The organism is Pauljensenia sp. C0254C2 (assembly GCF_056583835.1).
Window position 1 is genome coordinate 123,312 of the sequence record NZ_JBWPJO010000003.1, and the last position, 19,053, is coordinate 142,364.

General features: G+C 58.7%; 19 protein-coding genes and 1 tRNA gene. 12 read left to right on the forward strand and 8 right to left on the reverse strand.

Going from position 1 to position 19,053, the window contains the following annotated elements:
- Window positions 1-7 precede the first annotated feature (7 nt).
- From AC1DA5_RS03495 to cmk, 6 genes are read left to right on the forward strand one after another with little or no spacing between them, the layout of a single operon-like run.
- Window positions 8-880, forward strand: a complete 873-nt coding sequence (locus AC1DA5_RS03495; protein WP_193600039.1) for a ParA family protein — start codon at window positions 8-10, stop codon at window positions 878-880.
- The gene (locus AC1DA5_RS03500; RefSeq protein WP_371935805.1) at window positions 864-1,685 is read left to right on the forward strand and encodes a segregation and condensation protein A; all 822 of its coding nucleotides are present in this window, start codon (window positions 864-866) and stop codon (window positions 1,683-1,685) included. Before AC1DA5_RS03495 ends, AC1DA5_RS03500 begins: the two co-directional genes overlap by 17 nt.
- Window positions 1,682-2,263: an SMC-Scp complex subunit ScpB gene (scpB, locus tag AC1DA5_RS03505; protein WP_058236676.1), complete on the forward strand. Its 582-nt coding sequence runs from the start codon at window positions 1,682-1,684 to the stop codon at window positions 2,261-2,263. Before AC1DA5_RS03500 ends, scpB begins: the two co-directional genes overlap by 4 nt.
- Window positions 2,260-3,009 carry a pseudouridine synthase gene (locus tag AC1DA5_RS03510; protein WP_058236677.1) on the forward strand — a complete coding sequence of 250 codons (750 nt, stop codon included), beginning with the start codon at window positions 2,260-2,262 and terminating at the stop codon, window positions 3,007-3,009. The genes scpB and AC1DA5_RS03510 overlap by 4 nt, the downstream gene beginning before the upstream one ends.
- Window positions 3,009-4,151: a prephenate dehydrogenase gene (locus AC1DA5_RS03515; protein WP_092648579.1), complete on the forward strand. Its 1,143-nt coding sequence runs from the start codon at window positions 3,009-3,011 to the stop codon at window positions 4,149-4,151. The genes AC1DA5_RS03510 and AC1DA5_RS03515 overlap by 1 nt, the downstream gene beginning before the upstream one ends.
- Before the next feature lie 10 nt (window positions 4,152-4,161).
- Window positions 4,162-4,920 carry a (d)CMP kinase gene (gene cmk, locus AC1DA5_RS03520; protein ID WP_092648580.1) on the forward strand — a complete coding sequence of 253 codons (759 nt, stop codon included), beginning with the start codon at window positions 4,162-4,164 and terminating at the stop codon, window positions 4,918-4,920.
- Here cmk and rarD read toward each other — a convergent pair.
- Window positions 4,872-5,858 carry an EamA family transporter RarD gene (rarD, locus tag AC1DA5_RS03525; protein WP_092648581.1) on the reverse strand — a complete coding sequence of 329 codons (987 nt, stop codon included), beginning with the start codon at window positions 5,856-5,858 and terminating at the stop codon, window positions 4,872-4,874. The two genes, cmk and rarD, sit on opposite strands and share 49 nt — an antisense overlap.
- A gap of 127 nt (window positions 5,859-5,985) precedes the next feature.
- Window positions 5,986-6,594, reverse strand: a complete 609-nt coding sequence (locus AC1DA5_RS03530; protein WP_480289236.1) for a sugar O-acetyltransferase — start codon at window positions 6,592-6,594, stop codon at window positions 5,986-5,988.
- 128 nt (window positions 6,595-6,722) lie between these two features.
- Between AC1DA5_RS03530 and AC1DA5_RS03535 the strand changes: the two genes are divergently transcribed.
- Window positions 6,723-6,796, forward strand: a tRNA-Pro gene (locus tag AC1DA5_RS03535).
- A gap of 174 nt (window positions 6,797-6,970) precedes the next feature.
- Here the strand turns inward: AC1DA5_RS03535 and AC1DA5_RS03540 are convergent.
- A complete protein-coding gene (locus AC1DA5_RS03540; protein WP_070727163.1) occupies window positions 6,971-8,008 on the reverse strand; it encodes a DUF2804 domain-containing protein in 1,038 nt (345 codons plus the stop codon).
- 135 nt (window positions 8,009-8,143) lie between these two features.
- Between AC1DA5_RS03540 and AC1DA5_RS03545 the strand changes: the two genes are divergently transcribed.
- Window positions 8,144-8,797, forward strand: coding sequence for a TetR/AcrR family transcriptional regulator (locus AC1DA5_RS03545; protein WP_070727167.1), 654 nt, complete (start codon window positions 8,144-8,146; stop codon window positions 8,795-8,797).
- Window positions 8,781-12,077 (forward strand): ABC transporter ATP-binding protein/permease, encoded by a 3,297-nt coding sequence (locus tag AC1DA5_RS03550; RefSeq protein ID WP_480289238.1) that lies wholly within the window; start codon window positions 8,781-8,783, stop codon window positions 12,075-12,077. Before AC1DA5_RS03545 ends, AC1DA5_RS03550 begins: the two co-directional genes overlap by 17 nt.
- Here AC1DA5_RS03550 and AC1DA5_RS03555 read toward each other — a convergent pair.
- From AC1DA5_RS03555 to AC1DA5_RS03565, 3 genes are read right to left on the reverse strand one after another with little or no spacing between them, the layout of a single operon-like run.
- A complete protein-coding gene (locus AC1DA5_RS03555) occupies window positions 12,064-12,984 on the reverse strand; it encodes a hypothetical protein (protein ID WP_070727171.1) in 921 nt (306 codons plus the stop codon). The two genes, AC1DA5_RS03550 and AC1DA5_RS03555, sit on opposite strands and share 14 nt — an antisense overlap.
- Before the next feature lie 11 nt (window positions 12,985-12,995).
- Window positions 12,996-14,048: a D-2-hydroxyacid dehydrogenase gene (locus tag AC1DA5_RS03560; protein WP_480289240.1), complete on the reverse strand. Its 1,053-nt coding sequence runs from the start codon at window positions 14,046-14,048 to the stop codon at window positions 12,996-12,998.
- A 15-nt stretch (window positions 14,049-14,063) separates the two neighbouring features.
- Window positions 14,064-15,023 (reverse strand): acyl-CoA thioesterase, encoded by a 960-nt coding sequence (locus tag AC1DA5_RS03565; RefSeq protein WP_285014091.1) that lies wholly within the window; start codon window positions 15,021-15,023, stop codon window positions 14,064-14,066.
- A 74-nt stretch (window positions 15,024-15,097) separates the two neighbouring features.
- Here AC1DA5_RS03565 and AC1DA5_RS03570 point away from each other — a divergent pair, with 74 nt between their 5' ends.
- From AC1DA5_RS03570 to AC1DA5_RS03580, 3 genes are all read left to right on the forward strand, one after another.
- Window positions 15,098-15,391 carry a PTS sugar transporter subunit IIB gene (locus AC1DA5_RS03570; RefSeq protein ID WP_082628516.1) on the forward strand — a complete coding sequence of 98 codons (294 nt, stop codon included), beginning with the start codon at window positions 15,098-15,100 and terminating at the stop codon, window positions 15,389-15,391.
- Between the two features lie 52 nt (window positions 15,392-15,443).
- Window positions 15,444-17,618 carry a 4-alpha-glucanotransferase gene (gene malQ / locus AC1DA5_RS03575; protein ID WP_070727174.1) on the forward strand — a complete coding sequence of 725 codons (2,175 nt, stop codon included), beginning with the start codon at window positions 15,444-15,446 and terminating at the stop codon, window positions 17,616-17,618.
- A gap of 114 nt (window positions 17,619-17,732) precedes the next feature.
- Complete coding sequence (locus AC1DA5_RS03580) at window positions 17,733-18,176, forward strand: Dps family protein (RefSeq protein WP_058236689.1); 444 nt, start codon at window positions 17,733-17,735, stop codon at window positions 18,174-18,176.
- A gap of 26 nt (window positions 18,177-18,202) precedes the next feature.
- On the opposite strand, the gene AC1DA5_RS03585 is transcribed toward AC1DA5_RS03580, so the two are convergent.
- Entirely contained in the window at window positions 18,203-18,673 is a 471-nt protein-coding gene (locus AC1DA5_RS03585) for a PTS sugar transporter subunit IIA (RefSeq protein ID WP_058236690.1), read from the reverse strand.
- Window positions 18,670-18,900, reverse strand: coding sequence for a PTS sugar transporter subunit IIB (locus AC1DA5_RS03590; RefSeq protein WP_058236691.1), 231 nt, complete (start codon window positions 18,898-18,900; stop codon window positions 18,670-18,672). Before AC1DA5_RS03590 ends, AC1DA5_RS03585 begins: the two co-directional genes overlap by 4 nt.
- Between the last annotated feature and the right edge of the window lie 153 nt (window positions 18,901-19,053).

The following is a 19,053-nucleotide window of genomic DNA, read 5'->3' on the forward strand; positions in this document are numbered from 1 at the left end:
TAAGAGCGTGACTCATGATGATCAACCTGCATTGGTAACGGATTTGGGTGGCACCACCAACGAGGAAGAAGATTTCCCTGTTCCTGAGCCGCTCAAAGGGCACGGCCCTGCACGCATTATTGCCATGTGCAACCAGAAGGGCGGCGTCGGCAAGACCACGACGACCATCAACCTGGGTGCCGCGCTTGCTGAATACGGCAGGCGTGTGCTGATCGTCGACTTCGATCCGCAAGGTGCCGCATCGGTGGGTCTGGGCATCAATGCCCTGGAACTGGACCAGACGATTTACACGCTGCTGATGGCGTCCAAACCGGATGCGCATACGGCCATCGTGCCCACGGCGGTGGACAATCTTGACGTCCTGCCGGCGAATATCGACCTGTCTGCTGCGGAAGTCCAACTGGTCAACGAAGTGGCGCGCGAATCCGCTCTTGCACGTGTGCTGCGTTCGGTGGCTGATGAATACGACGTCATCCTCATTGACTGCCAGCCGTCACTGGGCCTGCTGACCGTGAACGCGTTGAGCGCTTCCCACGGCGTGATCGTGCCGGTAGAGGCTGAGTTTTTTGCCCTGCGAGGTGTGGCGCTACTGGTCGAGACCATCGAGACGGTGCGTGACCGGATCAACCCGCGGCTGAACATTGACGGAATCGTGGCCACGATGGTCGATACCCGCACGCTGCACACGCGTGAAGTCCTGGAGCGGCTCAGTGAAGCATTCGGTGACCTGGTGTTTTCGACCAGGATCCGTCGCACGGTGAAATTCCCTGACGCGTCGGTGGCGACTGAACCGATCACCACGTATGCACCAACGCATCCTGGAGCGCAAGCGTACCGCCGCCTGGCTCGAGAAGTGGTTGCTCGTGGTGGCGTCGCCTGAGATCATTGACGAAGGGACCATCGATCAATTTCGAGTCACACTGGACGTATTCGAAGGTCCCTTTGATCTGCTGCTGCAGCTGATTTCACGCAAGCGCCTCGACATTACCGAGGTCGCCTTGGCAGAAGTGACCGACGAGTTCATCGCTCACATGAGCGCATTCCCGGACCTGTCACGCACCACGGAATTCCTCGTCGTGGCGGCCACGCTGCTTAACATGAAGGCGGCACACCTTCTTCCGCGTGACGTCGATGAAACAGATGTCGACCTGGAAGATCTGGAAGCACGCGACCTGCTGTTTTCGCGCCTGCTGCAATACCGGGCATTCAAAATGGCCGCCGGTAGCATCGCTTCACGACTGGGAGATTTCGACGGGTCATACGCCCGGGACGTCGCACTGGAACCGCATTTCGCTGCACTGCTGCCTGAACTGGTGTGGACCATTAGTGCCGAAGATCTTGCGCGCCTAGCGGCCGATGCGCTCAGCAACCGCCCACCTGCTGTGCAGATCGCCCACCTGCACGACCCGGTGATCCCGGTCGCCACGCAGGTTCCGATCCTCATGAATAAACTGCGCGCCCAGCCGGTGATGACGTTCCACGCGCTCATCGCAGATGCTGAGAGCACAGCTGTCGTGGTGTCGCGGTTTCTGGCGGTCCTGGAACTTTTCCGCCGCACTATTATTGAGTTTGATCAGGCCGAAGCACTGGGCGAACTGACGGTGAAATGGAACGGAACCACATTGGACGAGGTGCCGATCGATGACTACGAGGGGGAGACGCCCTCGTCAATGGAGGAACAATGAGTGAGCCGTCCGACGCGCTGTACTGCGCACTGGAAGCGATCTTGATGGTCGCCGACGCACCCGTCAGTGCCGCTCAACTCGCTGATGCGTTAGACACTGATGAAGATGATGTGACCACCGCGCTGGAACACCTCGCCCACGAGTATGCGGGCCGAATCCCCGGCACGAGGGCGCGTGGATTCGAACTGCGCCACGCCGCTGGAGGGTGGCGCATCTATTCCTCATCTCAGTGGGCATCCATGGTGGGCCGCTTCATCGTCGGCTCCGAATCATCCAAACTCAGTCAGGCCGCATTGGAAACACTGGCGGTGGTGGCATACCGCCAGCCGGTGACGCGGGCGCGAATCTCACACATTCGAGGCGTGAATGTTGACTCGGTTGTGCGTACGCTGGTGGCACGCGGGTTGATTGAAGAAGTGGGGCTGGCGCCGTCAGGTGCCCGAATGTACGGGACAACTGACATGTTCCTGGAGCGCATGGGGATGAACTCTCTGGACGAGCTGGTGCCCTTGGCACCCTACCTGCCCGAAAGCGACGAGCTTGACGAATTGGCTCATGACATGGAGGAGACACTGTGAGAAACGATCCACACGTACAAGGTGGAATTCGGCTGCAAAAGGTCTTGTCTCAAGCAGGAATCGCCTCGCGGCGCGCTGCCGAAGAGCTGATCCGCGAGGGACGCGTGAGCGTGGACGGCCATGTAGTAACTGCGATGGGCACGCGTGTCGACCCCGGCCATCAGGTTATCCACGTAGACGGCGATCTGGTGATCACAGACGAGTCGAAACACATCGTCATGGCGCTGAACAAGCCGGTCGGCATGGTCTCAACGATGGATGACCCTGAGGGGCGTCCCTGTCTGACCGACATCATTGGAGACTACCCGGAGCGCCTCTATCACGTCGGACGCCTGGACATTGATACGTCAGGACTGTTGCTGTTGACCAATGACGGTGAGTTGGCCAACCGTTTGACACATCCGAGCTATGAGGTGCCCAAGACATACGTGGCGCGCGTCCACGGTGAGGTCAAGCCTCAGGTGCGCAAGCAGCTGCTCAAGGGAATTGAACTCGAAGACGGTCCGATTGCCGTTGACGGTTTCAGGGTTGTTGAAACCTTCGGCGACATCACGGCTGTTGAGATCCGCGTGCACGAGGGGCGCAACCGTCTGGTGCGTCGACTCATGGATGCGGTCGGCTTCCCAGTGCGCGAACTGGTACGCACCGAGTTCGGCCCTATTCGCCTCGAGCGCCTGCAACCAGGCACGACGCGCCGCGTGAAGGGGAACATGCTCGTCGGCCTGTACTCCTGCGTAGGCCTGTAATGGCAGGCGCAGTCGGGACGCATGGCCCAGTTCTGATTATTGGATCTGGTCTGTTGGGCGCCTCCCTCGGCCTCGCGTTGAGCAGGGGAGGGATCGACGTATTTCTCAGCGATGCATCTCCCACCTCTGAGCAGCTTGCCGTTGACATGGGAGCGGGCCGAGCCCTGCAGACGGTGAGGACCGTCGAGCCGCTCCTTGTCGTCGTGGCGACCCCACCTGACGTGGCAGGGGAGTGCGTGGTGCGCGCTTTGCAGGACTACCCTGAAGCCGTTGTCACGGACGTGGCGTCCGTTAAGAGCGCTGTGCAGCAGGAGGTCCTGGAGCTGGCCACATCCACAGGTGATGCCACGTTGGCAGCGCGATACGTTGGTTCGCACCCGATGGCAGGTCGTGAACGCTCCGGCGCGGGGGCGGCAGATCCCGACCTGTTTATCGGCAGGCCCTGGGTGGTGGTCGCGCACGAGGCCTCATCGAACAAGGCGATCGTCGCGGTCCGCACGTTGGCGACGGATGTTGGGGCGGTTGTTGTGCAGCTGGATGCTTCCACCCATGATCATGCAGTTGCTCTGGTGTCTCATGTGCCGCAATTGGTGTCCTCGCTGCTTGCCGCGCGCTTGGCGGACGCGCCCAGTGAAGCATTGTCCCTGGCTGGCCAGGGATTGCGTGATACGACCAGGATTGCAGCGTCGGACCCTCGGTTGTGGACCGTCATCCTGGCTGGCAACGCTGGTCCAATCACGCAGGTTTTGGATGCACTCAGTGACGATTTAAACGCCCTTCGCGAGCATCTGCATCGCGCCGCCCAAGGCGGTCCGCTGACGGGTGGATCGGTCGGTGCGGTAAACCGCGTCATGGAAGCAGGCAACCGTGGAGTCGAACGTATTCCGGGCAAGCACGGTGGCGTTCCTGTCCATTTCGCCGAGGTTGAGGTTCTGGTGCCAGATGAGCCTGGCGAGCTTGGGCACCTGTTTACGGAACTGGGGTCGATCGGCGTGAACATTGAAGACTTCACGGTTGACCATGCTGCCCGCCAGCGGGTTGGTGTGGCTCGCATCATGGTGGATCCGACGCGTGCGCGTGAGGCGGAGGTCGAGTTGGTTAAACGCGGATGGCGCATTATTGCGCATGCGAGTACAGAGTAGGAGCAGTGTGATGGGCGACCAGGACGCACCAGTTGTTACAGATTTCGATGCAGCGTTGCGTGAGGGAATTGAACGTGTCGGCGTCACGGTTGCCATCGACGGCAGCGCAGGGTCTGGAAAATCAACTGTCTCCAGACGCGTGGCGTCGCGCGTGGGCATCGGATACCTCGACACGGGTGCGATGTATCGTGCGCTCACGTGGTTCGCCCTGGAATCTGGGGTGGACCTGGCTGACCATCACGCAGTCACGGCTGCAGCAGACCAAATGCCGCTTCGTATGGACTCTGATCCACAGGATCCCCACTTCTTCATGGGGGAACGGGAGATTACCCTCGATATCCGCACGCCCCGGATCTCTGGCGTGGTGTCCCAGGTGGCAACCAATATGGAAGTGCGTCACTGGATGGCGCGTGAGCAGCGCCGCCGCATGATGGAAGCACGCGCAAACGGTCACGGTATGGTCGCTGAAGGCCGTGACATCACAACGGTGGTGTGCCCGGATGCCGATGTCAGGGTGCTGCTGAGTGCCGACCCCGAAGCACGGCTGCGCAGGCGGACACTGGAACTGTATGGTCGTGTGGATGCCGAGGCTTTGGAAGCAACGCGTGCACAGGTCCAGGGGCGCGACGCCGCGGATTCAACAGTGTCGGAGTTCATGACACCGGCGGCCGGTGTGACGCCGATCGACACCTCTGATCTGACAATTGATCAAGTGGTCGATCAGTTGGTGGAGTTGATCGACCGGGATGTGCGATCGCGCCTGAAGTGACGGGAACGCGGCGACTTTCTGCGGCGACGTTTGATCCATGGACGAGCTGGGAAGGCACGCCAGCGTTCACGGTGCACAATTGCCAACAGGCCGTCCACACCCAACAGGCCAACAGCGGTGTAGATTCCGATATACAAGATGATTTCGCCAGGACTGATGCGCTCTCCAGCTGCCATAGCGAGCAGGGAGACCAGGACGGGTTCGACGTAGGTCATCAACCCGAACACACTGTACGGCAGCATCCGCGCAGACAATGCGTACACGATCATGGCGACCACTGAGACAGCGCCGATCAGCAGAATGATCCAGATCAGTCGGGGATTTTCTCGTGGGACATTGACGCCACCGCGTGCCAGTGCGAACCACAGTGCCAGTGGAGAGGCGAGGATCATTTCCCACGTGAGCGCGGAGACACCCTCGGTATGGAAATACTTATGAACCATGAAGTACAGGGGGTATCCCAGAGCGACGATGAGAGCGACCCACCCGAGCTGCCCTGTCGAGGCGACCTGATAGATGACGGCGCATCCGGCCAGTACAGCCGCAAGAGCCGAGAGGGGACTCATGCGTTCCTTGTACACGAAACGCCCCGCCAACACCATAACGACCGGCATGAGGAAGTATCCCAGTGCCAGTTCAAGCGTCCTGCCCATTTGTGGTGCCCACCCAAAAAGCAGCATTTGCACTGCCAGCATGGGCGCGCAAAAGGCGTAGCTGAGCAGTCGGGATGGATTTTCCCGTACGGTCTGTATTTCACGAACGAGGGAGCGTCCGCGACCGGTCACGATGAAAGTGAGGATGATTCCGGGTACTGTCAGCATGATGCGCCAGCCCCACAACTGTGTGCCGCTCAATGGCGGCGTAAATTTGGCAATATACGTGAAAGCGGCGAACGTGACGGATGCCAATAAGGACACTCCGATGCCAACCTTGTTCATGCCAGTGGACTCCTCAAGCCAAGACGCGCGACCATTCCCGCTATGGAGTCTAGGGACAACAGCGGCGAATTGGCAGGGCGCGCGTCGACATGTGATGTACAGATCGTTTGCGCTGGAAATATGGGGTCTATTCCAGGCGGGTATCCTCCGGATCGAGGTCTTTCACTACGCGTGCAGGTGTCCCCACTGCGACGACATTCGCCGGCAGATCTCGCGTCACAACCGAACCGGCACCAACAACTGTGTTATCGCCAATTGTCACTCCTGGACACACGATGACACCGCCTCCGAGCCAGACATTGTCGCCCAGTCGGATGGAGCGCGCGGCCTCTAGTTTGTCGCGCCGAGGAATGGGTGCCAGTGGGTGAATGGGCGTCAGGAGTTGAACGTTCGGGCCAATCTGACAGTCATCACCGATGTAGATGGCGGCAACGTCAAGGGCAACCAGATTCATATTGATGAATGTGCGGTCACCGACATGCAGGTTCTCACCATAGTCGACGCTCAGAGGCGGCCTAATGTAGGAACGTGCGCCAAACGAGCCGAGTAATTCGCACAAAATCTCACGTGCCTGCGCGTTGCCCGCAATGATCGCGAGGCGATACTGCTCAGATAGCTCAATGGCTTTCTGGGCGATTCGAGCGTTCTCCGGATCGTCGCCGATATAGAAGTCTTCATCAAGCATACGCTGGCGGTTCGTACGCGAATCGTTGGCAAAGTAATCTGGCGATGACATGAGTGGAGCCTATCGAACGGTGCGGGGCTGAACAAGACACCGCGCGATGTGATCGGCATCAAGTCGGTCAACTTGGAAAGGACTGCTTTCGTGAGCTAAAGTAGTCAGGTCGCCGTGACGGCGAACTTCGGGCTGTGGCGCAGCTTGGTAGCGCACTTGACTGGGGGTCAAGGGGTCGTGGGTTCAAATCCCGCCAGCCCGACGATTTTTCCCGGAAATTGCAGGTTTCCGGGTTTTTTTCTTGTCGTGGATTGTGCTCATACGTGCGTCAATGGGCTCCGAGCCACTAACGTGGAATAAGAGCCGCTTGGTGCGAGAATGCTTTTGATCAGTAAGGATCGGTGAACTGACCGACTGGCCTAGATCGACGAATGAGTCAGTAGCGGTTGTGGACGTCCTCGGCAAAACACACGATATCGCGCAGTTCGAGGTCTGTGCCGTCGTCGAGTACGACGTGTCCGCTCATGCGTCCGAAAACCTGGTGCTGCTCGGTGGCGACAGGGCCAACCGACATGCTCGCGCTGCGATCGATGATCGGCTCAAAGACTGTTTCGAAGCGGTGGTCGCTAGACGTGAATTGCCACGGATCGGTGTAGGAATGAGGTATCTGGAATAACACGTCATCAAGTTTGTGCGCGACGCCATCATAAAATATGACGTTTTCGCTGGCGGCCGAGGTATCGCCGAAACCATAACCGATGTTGAATCCGAAGGGAACGCCGTCGATGCGTGCATTCCCTGAACCCCAGTACCAGCGATTGTCGTAGGTCCACACCCCGCGCCCCCAGTCAAGGGTGCAAAAATCCGTCGCCGCATCGAAGTCGACGCGGCGCGAACCCCATGTTGCGCTTCCACGAACCGGCATACAGTTGACCTTCTGGTTGTAGTAGAAGGCACGGGGATCTTCAGCCCAGGGCGTGGCAATCACCAGTGAATCCATGCCCAGTTGCTCCATGGTCAGCACGCACTTGAAGTCCTCACTCTCGCTGAAGTTCTTCATGTGGCAGCGAATCTTTCGACCTGTAGAAGTCGTCTCGAAGCGTATCCGGACGCGAGAATTGACAAACTGGCTTACCCCTGCAGTGGAGGAGCGGGGAAGTTTGAGCCGTCCCATGGGCAGAGGTATCAGAACGGTTTCAGTGTGTTCACTTGGAGCAGTCAGATCCACCCACGACACCGACACCATACCGAAGTAGCCGCCGTCGCACACAGTGAAGGCAAGGGCGGTGGTATCTGTGAGCGCAATGTAGTAGTCCCATTCCTTGATGCGCCACCGGGGAGCAGTGATTGCCTGCCGGTCGTAGTCCAGCAGAGGGGAGCGTGCCCAGCCAGGTTCCCTCAACGTTCCGCCAGGCACAAGCAGCGGTCCTGGAGCGGTGATTTCATGATTGCGTGTATCGACAGGGGGAGTCATTCGTTCAGTCTATGCAGTGCGCGTCGCGCGTGCGGATAAACGAGCCTGCAAGGAGAGGCTGCCCACATCCGGAACGCTCACAATGCGTGAAGCGCGCGGCACTCATAACATGAACCTAGATTCACGTTCACCGAAATGATCACGACATGGGAGAGAAATGACACCATGCACACGGCAGCGTTAACTATTGACGAGGGCGGCCCGACCCGTTCGGATGCGCGCCTGAATCTGCAGCGCATCTTGTCAACGGCCGGTGAACAGATCAAGAAACACGGTCCAGGTGTTTCCATGAAACAGATCGCGAGGGAAGCCGGAGTGGCAGTTGGAACGCTTTACCGGCATTTCCCGACAAAAGAGGCGCTTGTCCGCGCCGTTGCAGTGCAGGCTCTGACCCATCTATGTGATCTCTTCACTGAGACTGCCAAGCGTGTCGCAGATGGTCAGGTCCGTGGGGGAGACGCCCTGTCCCATCTGCTCTCTGTGATTGTGACTGAGGCGGCCGGCAACGGCGCCAACCGGCAGGCAGTTGCCGAATATCTCCAATCTTTTTCAGATCTACGCGATCGGGAAATCGCCCACACACGTGAAAGAATTGTTCACAACCTCACTGAAATCATTGACGCCGGGCGCCGCGACCACTCGCTGCGTACCGACTTCATGGTCAAGGATTTCGGCATCCTGCTGTGCAGCGCCCCCATCGCTTTCGACCACTCCATCCGCTCGCGCTGGCTCGAATTGGTCAGCACCGGCCTGATGCCCCAGGAGGCAGACAATGCTTCAGCTCAATAACGTCACCAAGTCCTACACGACAGGCGACTTGACGCAACAGGCGCTCGACGATGTCTCAATTGAGTTCCGCGACAACGAATTTGTCGCGATCCTGGGTCCGTCGGGTTCAGGCAAGACGACGCTACTCAACATTGTCGGCGGCCTGGATCATTACGACAGTGGCTCCATCATCGTCGACGACGTTGACACTTCCACCTATTCCGACCACGACTGGGACACGTACCGCAATAACCGGATCGGCTTCGTTTTTCAAAGCTACAACCTCATCACACACCAGAGCGTGCTCGCTAACGTGGAGTTGGCGTTGACCCTGTCCGGTGTCTCCCGTTCCGATCGGCGTCAACGCGCTTTGGCAGCGCTTCGCGATGTCGGCCTCGAGGAGCACGCCCACAAACGCCCCAACCAGCTGTCAGGCGGCCAGATGCAGCGCGTGGCCATCGCCCGTGCATTGGTCAACGACCCGGAGATTGTTCTGGCTGACGAGCCGACAGGCGCCCTGGACTCGGTGACGAGCGAACAGATCATGCATCTGCTCACCGGCATTGCACAAGACCGCCTGGTGATTATGGTGACGCACAATCCCGACCTTGCTGACCGATACGCAACCCGCATCGTGACACTCAAGGACGGCACAGTATCGGACGACTCCAACCCGATTGAGGAGCATACTCGCAGTCAGATCACTCAAAGTAGCGAGAATGCGAAGACCTCGATGGGGTTCCTCACCGCTCTGGGACTGTCCTTCAACAACTTGATGACCAAGAAGGGCCGTACCCTGATGACATCCTTCGCCGGCAGTATCGGCATCATTGGGATTGCATTGATTTTGGCTCTTGCCAACGGCGTGAACAGTTATATCAAGAACGTCGAGGAAGACACGCTCTCCGTCTATCCTCTCCAGATCTTCAACCAGGGACTGAACATGTCGTCCATGCTCGAGGCGTCCGCGGAAATGTCAGAAAAATCAGACAGCGCGGACAGTGTGCAGAGTGGACACGTGGGCGAAATGCCGATGGTGACCAACATGTTCAAAACGGTTGACTCAAATGATCTGACCACGCTCAAGAGATACCTGGATTCCGATCCAGACAACCTCGATCAGTACGCCCGCTCCATCGAGTATCGCTACAACGTCAGGCCTCAGATTTTTGCGGACGATATGGAATCGGGGCCACGCCAGGTCAACCCGGACACAACTTTCGCTTCCCTCGGCATCGGCGCAGGCACCACCTCGAATGCCTTCATGAACCAGGCGATGAACACTGACGTATTCAACGAACTGGGCGACGACCTCTCCCTCATCGAGCAACAGTACGACATGGTTGCCGGTCACTGGCCAACGGAATCGAACGAGGCGCTGGCCGTCCTCACTCCCTCAGGAAAGATGAGCGACTTCGCGCTGTACGCGCTCGGACTGCGCGATCCGGAAGAACTCAAGACAATGGTGGCACAATTCGTCAACCAGGAAGACATTGATGCCCCTGATGACTCAATCGACGTCAGCTACGACGACATCATGGGTGTCGCGTTCAAGGTTGTGAATGCTGCCGACTACTACGTCTATGACGAGACGCACAAGGTGTGGACCGATAAGCGCAAGGATCAGGATTTTGTGTCCGGTCTGGTCGACAAGGGGAAGGATCTGCGAGTTGTCGGCATCGTGCAGCCCGCTGAATCAGTCACGGCCACAGCCCTGCAACCCGGCATCTACTACACGTCGAGCCTGGTCAGGGACCTGATGGACGAGGCGGCCGGCTCCGACGTGGTCGCCGCACAACTGGACCAGCAGTCAGTCAATATTCTCACGGGGCGTACCTTTGCCGATGAACAGAACAATCCGCGCAACAGCGGGGTGGATTTCAAGTCATTGATCAGCGTGGACCAGGACGCCCTGGCCGAGGCGTTCACATTTGACGAATCGCAGCTGGCAATCGATCCGTCGGCACTGAACCTGAACCTGAATATGCCGGGACTGACTATTGACCCGTCGATGCTGCCGACTCTCAGTATCGAGGACATGCTCGGATCAGTGGACATGAGCTCACTGATGGACGGTATTGACATTGAGCGCGCGATGGCCAGCGTGGACTGGCAGAACCTGGGCATGGATGCGGCTAGTGCGATCGAGCCTGAACGCTTGAACTCACTGGTCGAGCAGGTGATGACAGGCTACTTCCAGTACTGCATGGTGCATGGGCTCGACGCCAGCGACGTGGCAACGAACTTCGCCGTCTTCCTCGACTCGGAGGAGGGAAAGGCATTGCTCGCCCAGAACGAGGACAACCTGAACGGAACACAGGCCGATCTGAGCGGCGTGGCGGACTTGGCCATTGGGCAGATCAGCGAGTCGATCGGGCAACAGATGGACGAACAGATGGCAGCTCAAGGCCCGGCTCTCGCTGAGCAGATGAATGCCGCCATGAGTGCCTACATGAACGACGCCATGACGGCTGTGTCGGACCAGATTTCAGCGCAGGTGGGCTCCATCCTCGAAAATTCAATTGGCACTGCCATCTCCAACCAGATGAGCCAGCTCAGTCAGAACATGTCGGCAGCGATGGGAATTGACGAGGACGCTCTAGCTCGCGCCTTTAACTTCAACATGGATGAGAAGGAACTGAGCGAGCTGATCGCTCAAATGATGATGACCGAGCCAACCTCATACGACGCGAATCTGTCGAAGATGGGGTATGCCGATCCGGCCAGTCCCTCACGTATCGACATTTTCCCGGCGGATTTTGAATCCAAGGGTGAAATCATCACCATTCTGGATAGCTACAACGAGCAGCAACGAGCCGACGGGCATGAGGAAAAGGTCATCCACTACAGTGACCTGGTTGGCACGCTTATGTCATCGGTGACCACCATCATCAACGTGGTGAGTTACGTGCTGATCGCATTTGTGGCGATTTCACTGATTGTCTCGTCCATCATGATCGGCGTGATCACCTATATTTCGGTGCTCGAACGCAAGAAAGAGATCGGCATTCTGCGCGCCATCGGCGCATCCAAGCGGGATATTCGTCGCGTATTCAATGCGGAAACCCTGATCGTGGGTCTGGTTGCGGGCCTGCTGGGTATCGGCATCTCCGCGCTGCTGACCATACCGGCCAACCTCATTGTGGGAGCGAACTTCGGGATCTATAATGTGGCGATCCTGCCGGTGGGTGCGGCAGCGATACTGGTGGCGATCTCCATGTTCCTGACCTTCATTGCAGGCTTGATCCCGTCCTCAGCAGCCTCACGTAAGGACCCGGTCGAAGCACTCAGGAGTGAATAGCGGTCAGGACTTCGATGCACTGATCGCACTGGTCAGGCGTCATCACCAGCGGTAGGCACAGCAGGTCGCTCGGCCACTCCAGCCGGCTGCTGGCGGGGCGATCCCAATGAATTGGTCCGACAATGCCGCGCGAATACAGTGCGTCGGCCGCCTTGTCGGCGTGATTGGTGCGCACAACGAGGGGAGCGCACACGCCCTCGTTGACTACTGTGCACCCCGGTGGCAGACCCACTTCCACTCGTGTGCGCGTGCGGCGCACATCTGCACGGAGCCCGGCCATATCGACCGCTTCCAGCGCCGTCATAGCGTCCTGAGACGGCGACACCGGCGTCCACAGCTCATCTGCCAGATCCTCAACGGCTTCAAACGTTGCAACCGACGGAGTGGAAAGAAACTGTTGGCGAGCTCGCGTCAGCGCATTGTCAGCCTCGCTTCGTCGAGAGGGCTGGTCGACCTTGCCATCGACCCACGCGATCTCCGGAATCGACAGGAGCTTGCGAGCAGAAACAACCTCCATGTCAGCGGCGCACACCGAATCGCACAGCACACTGTGGGTTCTGTCTGCAACAACTCGGACACCGCGCCCGCGTGTTTCACCGAGTACATCGCTGAGCGCGCGCGAGGGCTGACAGCCGAAAGTCTCGCAGTAGAACACCACTGTTTCGTCAGCTGAGCACCTGGCAAGGGCTCGTTCAAGGTCTGCGGGATCCATCATCACCGGATCGCACGCCACCTGTTCGATGCGCATGCCTTCCAATTGCCACGGCACGATCATCGTCAGGCAGGCATAGGTCGGAACAATGACAGTACGGCGCCCCTCGCGCACCATCTGGCGTGCTATCAAAGCGATGGCCTGACGGCCCAGAGCCGTGAAAGTCCGGGGCCTACGTGGTGGAGCGGCGTGCATGGGTCGAGGTGCTAGTAAAACTCGATGGTGTTGACAACGTTGCGGAGCGGACGACCATCCAGGAAGCGCACCGCATTGTCCATGAAGAGTTCAATGATACGCTCTCCTTCATGCGCTGAGAGCGCAGCCGTGTGAGGACTGATCAGGACACGGGGATGATCCCACAGGGCAGAGTCATCCTGAAGAGGTTCGGTCTCCGTTACGTCAAGTGCAGCAAAAGCTACGCGCTGCCCATCCAGGGCATCGACGAGGGCGCCCTCGTCAATCACCGTTCCTCGACCCACATTGACCAGGATCATCCCCGGTTTCATTGACGCGAACGCGGCGGCATCAATCATATGGCGGGTGGCTGATGTGCCAGGCAGAGTGATCACCAGGCCATCGCACTGACCCAGAGCATCGTGCAGGTCATCCATCGCGATGAGCCGATCCACGCCCTCGACCGGTGTGCCCGAACGCGAGGTTGCCCATACGGTCGCACCGAGAGCGTGAAGGCGGTGCGCGACAACGCGGCCGATGCCACCTGTGCCCATGATCAGAACGGTCATTTCAGATAAGTGGCGCATCGGGTAGCGGTCAGGCCAGTGGTGCGCGCGTTGATCAGAGTGCAGCCGGGGCAGATCTTTCGCGCCGGCGAGAAGGCCAAACAGTGCGAACTCAGCGAGCGTCGTGCCGTGGACACCCGCGCTGGTGGTGAAGGTGACGCGCTGGAGGTCATCTACAGACAGGCCGGCAGACTTGACTTGTGCGCCGCCTCCGGCAGCCATTGTGTGCACCCAGCGAAGTCTCGGGTTGTGTTCGACGACCTCGCGCAGCAGGCGAGCGGAGGAATCAGGAATACCCAGAAGAATGTCAGCGTGGGTGAGCATCTGGACGTACTCGGCGTGCTCCTGGTCGGTGCGGGTCACGCTCGTGTCGCCACCCCAGTCACCGACCCAGCGCTGAGGCAGCAGCAAATGGGGGCGGTAATCCACCAGCAGGCGCGGATCGCACTGCATGAGTGGTTCAACCAGGTCAGAGGGCAGCGGCGTGGCGACCGCAATGGTCAGGGCAGAGATGCTCATATTGGACTCCATTTCTTAAGCAGGTGCGACCGTGGCCGTGTCGCCATCCATGAACTCCCATCGGCCTGAGCCATGCACACCGCCGCGTGGCACACGCATCATGCCCTGCTGGTTGGCATCGGCAACGAGCCTGCCGTTGGAGGAGAAAATCTGCATATGGGTCAGGACTCTACCGTTATTGACACTGGTGCACGTGCCGTCAAAAAGCAGCCAGTCGTTGATATCAACATCGTGATGGAACCACATGGCGTGGTCCAGGGAAGCGGCCGACAAACCTGGAGTCATCCAGCACAATGAGGTGGCGCGCATGGCTGGTTCCAACATGACTTGGTCGACGACGTATGCCAGAAGCGCGCGGTGAATGAGCTGACTGACCTGGGAGGGGATCGGAGAGCGCGGACGCATCCAAAGCTGCTGGCGATTCGTGGGGTGAGGGTCGGGTTTGACATACAAACTGTCCTGGACATGACGAACATCGAATGCAGCAGTCTTGCCGAGGAATCGGCCCACCGGGTGATTCATCATGCGGAAGAGCTCCAATGCTGAGTCGCAGGAATCGGGGCCGGGCACATCCGGCGCTTCAATCTCGTATGTCAGACTGGATTCAGGGCTCTGGAAGGATGCGGCGAGTGTGAGAATTTCGCGTTCAGACTGCCTGCATGTCACGGAACGCGACGAAAAGGAACGGCCATTGCGCAAACGGTTGACGTGCAGTGTAAATGGAGCTTGCGGGTCGCCGCCGCGCAGAAAGTAGGCATGGAAGGAGTGGGGAAGCCGATCGTCCTGGTCAATGGTGGCCATTGACGCCAGCAACGACTGTGCGATGACCTGTCCTCCGTATACGCGCCTCACCTGCGGCAGGGAGTGAGCAGTGAAGGTGTCCTCGTGCTCGGCATCTTCGGTCAATCGCAGAATACGCAGGACAGATGCCACGGGCTCATCGGTGGTCAACGGTACGTCGATCGGTGTCGTCATAATTCTATTGTCCGTTCATGCGGCATTTTGTGCACAGCAGGTGCGCATCGTGGGCAATCTTCTACGATGGACACATGGTGCACAAAAATCGTCAGGCAGGCGTGGATCGCGAATGGACAGCTGAGCCATCCTTGCCGCAACGATGCCGGGAAATACTTCAGGGGCTGGGCGGATGCGACAACGTTGTCGATCTTGAACCGTGCGCATTGAGAATCCGCGTGCAGGTCCGCGACCAAGATAGCATCGATGAACACCTACTGAGACAACCGCCGGTTATCGCGGTGGTGCGCTCAGGCGATGTCGTGCAGCTGGTCACTGGAATAGATGCGGAACGTGTGATGGGCGAACTGCGTCAACTGTGTTCATGACGTGTACGATCGGTAGCAGTACCGCTGTGGATGAGATGAGTCGGAGACCTTCATGGATCTAGCTGCACCAGCACACACCGAGATTGACCTGTTGCGCTCGGTGGCCGAAGCCAATGGAGTGGCGACGCACTTTTGGGATTGGTATGGCAACCTTGTTGACGTCGAAGCCGCATCTTTGCTGAAGGTTCTCCACGCACTGGGATTGCCTCTCGATGAGGATTCCACTGTCCATGACCTTCAACGCGCCATTGAATTCACCGAGGATCAACAATGGTCCACGACCCTGCCTGACTGCACCGTTGTGCGCGAGCATTGCGCCCGCGACGTACCCGTCCACGTGCCGCACGGCCGCAGGGTGACAGTCAGCTACGAACTCGAAAGTGGCGAGGGGGGACAGTGCCCCCAGCTCGACCGATGGGTGCCGCCACGTCAGATTGGCGATCAGCTAGTGGGACGTGCAACGTTCGAAATCCCAGCCTCACTGCCATTGGGATGGCACCGCCTTGTCGCAACCGTTGAGGGCGGAACAGTGTTTTCCGCGCCGCTGATCGTCGTTCCCGACCGAATCGATCCACCTGCGCTGACGCAGTCCGATCAGCAGTGGGGCACCTCCGCGCAGTTTTATTCGGTACGTTCTGCCTCCTCGTGGGGTATCGGCGACACCGCGGATCTGCAGGACATCGTGTCGGTCAGTGCTGCGCGCGGTGCGCAGTTTGTGCTGATTAACCCCGTTCACGCGTGTGCGCCCATCTCGCCATTGGAGAACTCGCCCTACCTGCCGGTGACACGCAGGTGGGTGAACCCGCTGTACATTCATCCTGAATCGCTGCCGGAATATGCGCAGTTGTCTGAACGGGACCGCAGCCGAGTTGATGCTCTGCGCGAGGAGTCTTGGGGCGCATCACGCACGGATCTGATTGACCGTGACACTTCCTGGCGGGCGAAGGTTCAGGCACTCGCAATCCTCCATGCGCAACCCATGCGCCCATCGCGCCGCGCACAGTTCCTCCGTTTCACGAACGAAGGAGGCGATGCGCTGGCGGACTTTTCCTTGTGGTGCGCGCTCATCGAAGCGTCCGGGTCGTCTGTGGCAGGCAATCTGGAACGCGACGATCAGCCCTTGATTCCTGAAATGCTCACTGATACTGATCAGATTGAACGCGCACGAGTTGAACTGGCCGATCGCATCGACTTTTATTCATGGTGTCAGTGGGTCGCCCTCGAACAGTTGCGAGATACGCAGGCCCTGGCCACAGAACTGGGCATGAGCATCGGCATTATGGCTGACCTGGCCGTTGGCGTTCACCCGAAAGGCTCCGACGTGTGGGCCACGCCCACGTTGTTTGCACCGGGAATGACGGTGGGAGCACCCCCGGATATGTATTCTCAGCAAGGCCAGAACTGGTCGCAGCCTCCGTGGTCACCACGTGAACTGGCGCGGTGCGGGTACCGGCCTCTGCGCGACATGATTCGAACCGTGCTGTCCCACGCCGGAGCAGTGCGCATTGACCACATCATGGGATTGTTCAGACTGTGGTGGATTCCCGAGGGAGAACCAGCGTCGCATGGAACATACGTGTCCTGCGACCATGAAGCGATGGTTGGTGTGCTGTTGCTTGAAGCCCAGCGCGCCGGAGCAGTGCTGATCGGTGAGGACCTTGGCACGGTTGAACCGTGGGTGCGCGGCTACCTCAATGATCGAGGAATCCTGGGAACATCGGTGCTGTGGTTCGAAAAGGAGGACTCTGGCTGGCCGCTGCATGCGGATCAATACCGGCGCGACGTTCTTGCGACAGTGAACACTCATGATCTGCCACCCACTTCGGGATACCTTGACGGCGTGCAGACCACGCTGCGTGACCAGTTGGGCTTACTGGTCGATCCTGTTGATGTGGTGCGCGCGGGGGAGGAAATCGAGCGCGAACGCATGCTGGTGCGTCTGCGCGAATACGGATTGCTGGACTCGCCAGAGCCCAGCAAGGAAGAAATCGTGACAGCTTTGCATCGCTTCATTACGATGACACCTTCGCGTCTGGTGGGTGTGGCATTGGTGGACGCTGTGGGAGATATCCGCCCTCAGAATCTACCGGGCACCAATACGGAATACCCGAACTGGTGTGTCCCGCTGTGCGATGGTTCGGGCAGGGAAGTCAGTACTGAGCGCCTGGCATCCGACCATCACATGACTGAACTGTTCGATGTGGTCAACGAGGCGTTGCCCAAGTAGGAGCGTTCGCGTTCGTACCGTCTTTGTCTGGCAGCGAACGTGGCAGCGGAAGTCTTTCAAATGAGGGTGCGCCCTTGTATGTTAGAAGAATCACTGAGTAGAAAGGACTCCAAAATGGCAGAACAACTCGTGATCGATGCGCTCCAGCGCGCACTGGTGGACCTGACCGACCTGTCATTGCAGGCAAAGCAGTACCACTGGAATATTCAAGGCGATCGTTTCCGCGCTCTTCACCTGGCGCTCGATGAGATCGTCGATCAGGTACGTGAAGACCTCGACGAGGTTGCCGAACGTATTTCGACCCTGGGTGGTACTCCCGATGGCCGCGCCGCCACGGTTGCCAGGGACTCCGGAATCGGTGACGTGGCTGAAGGCACCATTTCGGTTGCCGACGCCTACAAGCAGATGGAAAGCAAGCTGATGGCTGCATCCGAGCGCATCAAGTCGGATCTTGAAAAGGTCGATGATGCCGATTCACTCAGTGGCGACATCCTGGTCGGTGCTGCACGCGGACTCGAAAAGCAGGCGTGGTTCCTGCGCGCCGCGATCGAGAAGTAACGTAACAGGCGCTCATCACCGCACGTTCAGGCGGGGAGAATTTCAAACAGGAAATCTCCCGCTTGGACGTGCGTTCCATATTCAGCGTGTGACCCGATCATCGCGTCCGAACTGTCCATGACAATGACGGGGGTGGTCAGGTCGAAACCACCGTCGACAAGATGCGCGGGCCTCCATGAAACAACTGGCTGAGCGGTCTCTACAGTGCTGTGGTCACCCTCGACGACCATGAATGACGAGGTGTCGGCCTTGACGGTATCGAGCCCCACGTGAACCAGAACAGCGGGGCCGTCGGCTGACCGGACGACAAATGCGTGGGGGAGAGCCTTAATGATTGTTCCCGCGATCGGACTGACCACGTCTGAGTGCCCATGCGCGGTCAAGGTATCGGGAATAATTGCCAGACCTGAGCCGACGATTTTCTCTGCGAAGACGGGGTCATTCACGTCAGATAAGGGAATCACTTGCCCAGCAAGTGGAGCAAGTACACGGGTCACTTGAGTTTCTCAATCTCCTCAACGATGCTGTCAGCCTGCGGCCCCATGACAACCTGGATGGACGTTCCCACCGACACGACACCAAAGGCGCCCGCATTCTTCAGGGCATCCTCATCCACGAGTTCTTCGTCACCAACCGAAACACGGATGCGGGTAATGCAGGCTTCGAGATCCTTGATATTGTCCCAACCGCCTAATGCTCCCAGTATTTGTTCTGCCTGGCCCATGGGGAACTCCTCTGAACGTCCTGTGTACTGATGCCCTTACTCGAAGATTAACACGCACCAGCTGTTTACGGCCGGGCAACTGGCCGCTATGCAGACAAAATGTCGGTAGGGCTCATGATGGAGCCCTACCGACACTCGGTCGTTCAATCCGGA